Consider the following 3,363-nt stretch of genomic DNA (forward strand, 5'->3'; position numbering starts at 1 on the left):
ACGCCAGGGCTTTTGTGTATCTACGCGCACCTTTCGCCCCCAGTGGGCGCGGATTTTCCGTCGCCGCGCGGGCCTCGCGCGGCGGCTTCGTTTTGAGGCATGGCGATGGCCGAGATCATCCTGAACGTTGAAGTGCGCGAGCGGACCGGTACGGGCGGCGCCCGTGAGACCCGTCGCGCGGGCCTGGTCCCGGGCGTCCTTTACGGCGGCGACAAGGATCCGGTGGCCATCTCCGTGAAGGCCAACGAGTTCCGCAAGGCGCTGTACACCGGCAAGCTGCTCGGCCACCTCGTGACGCTGAAGCACGGCGCCGAGACCCAGCCGGTCATCGCCAAGGTCGTCGACATGCACCCGGTGACCGACGAGCCGATCCACTTCGATCTCTACCGCGTCGATGCGCACCAGGAGATCAAGATCGAGGTTCCGGTCCACTTCTCGAACCAGGAGGCCTCACCGGGCCTGAAGCGCGGCGGCGCCCTGAACATCGCCCTGCACACCCTGAACATCTCCTGCCACGCCGACGAGATTCCGGAAGAGATCGTCCACGACCTCACCGGCCTCGACATCGGCGGCGCCGTCCACATTTCCGACCTGAAGCTGCCGAAGGGCGTCAAGGCGGTTCTGTCGGGCGAAACCGTCGTCGCCTCCATCGCGGCCGCCAAGGTCGAGGTGGAGATCGAAGGCGAGGGTGAAGCCTCCGAAGGCGGCGCGGCCTAAGGCCAGCGTCCGGCGGTGCTGCTGATCGCGGGCCTGGGCAATCCAGGCCAGGCCTACGCCAAGAACCGCCACAACATCGGCTTCATGGCCGTCGACGAAATCGCGCGCCGGTGGGCTTTCCCACCGGCGCGTTCGCGTTTCCAGGGCCATGCGAGCGAGGGGACGATCGATGGGGTCCGCGTCCTGCTGCTGAAGCCACAGACCTTCTACAACGAGAGCGGTCGGGCGATCGGCGAGGCGGCGAAGTTCTTCAAGCTGACGCCGGCGGACGTCGTCGTCTTCCACGACGAGATCGATCTCGCCCCCGGCCGCTTCCGGATGAAGACGGGCGGCGGCGCGGCCGGCAACAACGGCATCCGCTCGACGACGAGTCAGATCGGCCCCGATTTCCGGCGCGGCCGGTTGGGCTGCGGTCATCCAGGTCAGAAGGAACTGGTCCACGGCCATGTCCTGTCGGACTTCCACAAGGCCGAGTTGAAGTGGCTGGAGCCGCTTCTCCAGGCGGTCGCCGACGCCGCGCCCTTCCTCGCCGCCGGCGCGGACGACAAATACCAGGCGGAGGTCATGCGCCTCGCCCCTGCCGAAAAAGCCGACCCGCGGAAACTCGCTCGCGGCGAGTAGGCGACGCTGCTCCCCCGTATGCGGGGGAGGTGGCGCGCGCCGAAGGCGCGTGACGGAGGGGGCGCGAAACGCGAAGCTCGGCGCCCGACGGCGCCCCTTCCACCCTCGGCTCTTCGGCTTCGCCTCGGCCTCCGGTCCCCGTTCCCCGCATGCGGGGAAGGAGCGGGAGGCCACGTCGCTGGCGTCAAAGCCTTCCCCCGTGCTAACCCCGCCGCGCTCCTAGAGGAACCTACTGACTCATGGCCCTGAAAGTCGCCATCGTCGGCCTGCCGAACGTCGGCAAGTCGACCCTGTTCAACGCCCTGACCCAGACCGCCTCGGCGCAAGCCGCCAACTATCCGTTCTGCACCATCGAGCCCAATACCGGCGACGTCGCGGTGCCGGAGCCGCGACTGGACAAGCTGGCGGCGATCATCCCGTCCAAGGAGATCATTCCGGCGCGGATGAATTTCGTCGACATCGCCGGCCTGGTGCGCGGCGCGTCCAAGGGCGAAGGGCTCGGCAACCAGTTCCTGGCCAACATCCGCGACTGCGACGCCGTGGCCTTCGTCGCCCGCTGCTTCATCGACGACGACATCACCCACGTCGAGGGCAAGATCGACCCGCTGGCTGACCTCGACACCATCGAAACCGAGCTGATGCTCGCGGACATGGAGAGCCTGGAAAAGCGGGTGGTGAACCTCGAGAAGCGAGCCAAGACCGGCGACAAGGAAAGCGTCCAGACCCTGCGCCTGGTGCAGAAAGCCCTGGCCGAGCTCAACAACGGCCGCCCGGCCCGCAAGGCGCAGGTCGACGCAGAGGACGAGAAGGCCTGGCGGATGCTGCAGCTGCTGACGTCCAAGCCGGCGCTCTATGTCTCGAACGTCGACGAGGCCTCGGCCGCCGACGGGAACGACCTGTCACGTCAGGTCGCCGAGCGGGCCGCCCGCGACGGCGCCGACCACGTCGTCATCTCGGCGCAGATCGAGAGCGAGATCGCCATGCTCGACGCCGCCGAGCGCACCGAATTCCTGGAGACGCTGGGCCTCACCGAGCCCGGGCTCAACAAGCTGATCCGCGAGGCCTACCACCTGCTCGGCCTGCAGACCTATTTCACGGTCGGCCCGAAAGAGGCCCGGGCCTGGACGATCCGCAAGGGCGATACCGCCCCGCAGGCGGCGGGCGTCATCCACACCGACTTCGAGAAGGGCTTCATCCGGGCCGAGACCATCGCCTACGAGGACTACATTCGCCTGAACGGCGAGGCCGGGGCCAAGGAAGCCGGCAAGTTCCGCCAGGAGGGCAAGGAGTATGTCGTCCAGGACGGGGACGTGATGAACTTCCGCTTCAACGTCTAGGGCGCGGTCCGATGGGCGAGACGATCCGGCTGAAGAGCCGCCACGACGGCTTCGAGATCTCTGCCTATCACACCCGGCCGACCGACGCCCGGCGCGGCGGACTCGTGCTCGCCCAGGAGATCTTCGGGGTCACCGCGCACATCCGGGGGCTCTGCGACGGCTTCGCAGAGGACGGCTATGAGGTGATCGCGCCATCGTTCTTCGACCGCCAGCGTCCCGGCTTCGAGGCCGGCTACGGACCGGAGGACGTCGCCGCCGGCCGCGCGCTTTCGGAGGCGGCCGGTTGGGACCAGGTGCTGGGAGACCTGCAGGCCGCGATCGACGCCCTGGCCCCGCCGGTGTTCGCCGTCGGCTACTGCTGGGGCGGCGCGGTCGCCTGGCTGGGAGCCTGCCGGGCGGAAGGGCTGGCCGCCGCCTCCTGTTACTACGGCCGCCGGATCGTCGAATTGATGGACGAGTCGCCGAGGCGCCCGACCATCCTCCACTACGGCAAGACCGACCCGACCATCCCGCTCGAACAGGTCGAGCAGGTGCGCGAGCGGCATCCGGAGTTGCCGATCTATCTCTATGGGGCCGGTCACGGCTTCAACTCCGACCGGCCCGATCACCACCACGCCGACAGCGCCCGCCTCGCCCGCCTGCGCACCCTGGCGCTGTTCGCGATGAACGGGCCGGACCGGGGCGCGGC

The 3,363-nt window shown here is 68.5% G+C and carries 4 protein-coding genes; all 4 read left to right on the top strand.

What is annotated here, in order from left to right:
• Positions 1-105 precede the first annotated feature (105 nt).
• Positions 106-717 carry a 50S ribosomal protein L25/general stress protein Ctc gene (locus ACILRF_RS15495; protein WP_395674470.1) on the top strand — a complete coding sequence of 204 codons (612 nt, stop codon included), beginning with the start codon at positions 106-108 and terminating at the stop codon, positions 715-717.
• A gap of 15 nt (positions 718-732) precedes the next feature.
• Positions 733-1,338 carry an aminoacyl-tRNA hydrolase gene (pth, locus tag ACILRF_RS15500; protein WP_395674472.1) on the top strand — a complete coding sequence of 202 codons (606 nt, stop codon included), beginning with the start codon at positions 733-735 and terminating at the stop codon, positions 1,336-1,338.
• A 239-nt stretch (positions 1,339-1,577) separates the two neighbouring features.
• A complete protein-coding gene (gene ychF, locus ACILRF_RS15505; protein ID WP_395674474.1) occupies positions 1,578-2,675 on the top strand; it encodes a redox-regulated ATPase YchF in 1,098 nt (365 codons plus the stop codon).
• A gap of 11 nt (positions 2,676-2,686) precedes the next feature.
• Positions 2,687-3,363: dienelactone hydrolase family protein (locus ACILRF_RS15510; protein WP_395674476.1), on the top strand; the 677-nt coding region annotated here is incomplete at its 3' end.

This window comes from Phenylobacterium sp. (genome assembly GCF_044236515.1).
In the GTDB taxonomy this organism is placed as follows: Bacteria; Pseudomonadota; Alphaproteobacteria; order Caulobacterales; family Caulobacteraceae; genus Phenylobacterium.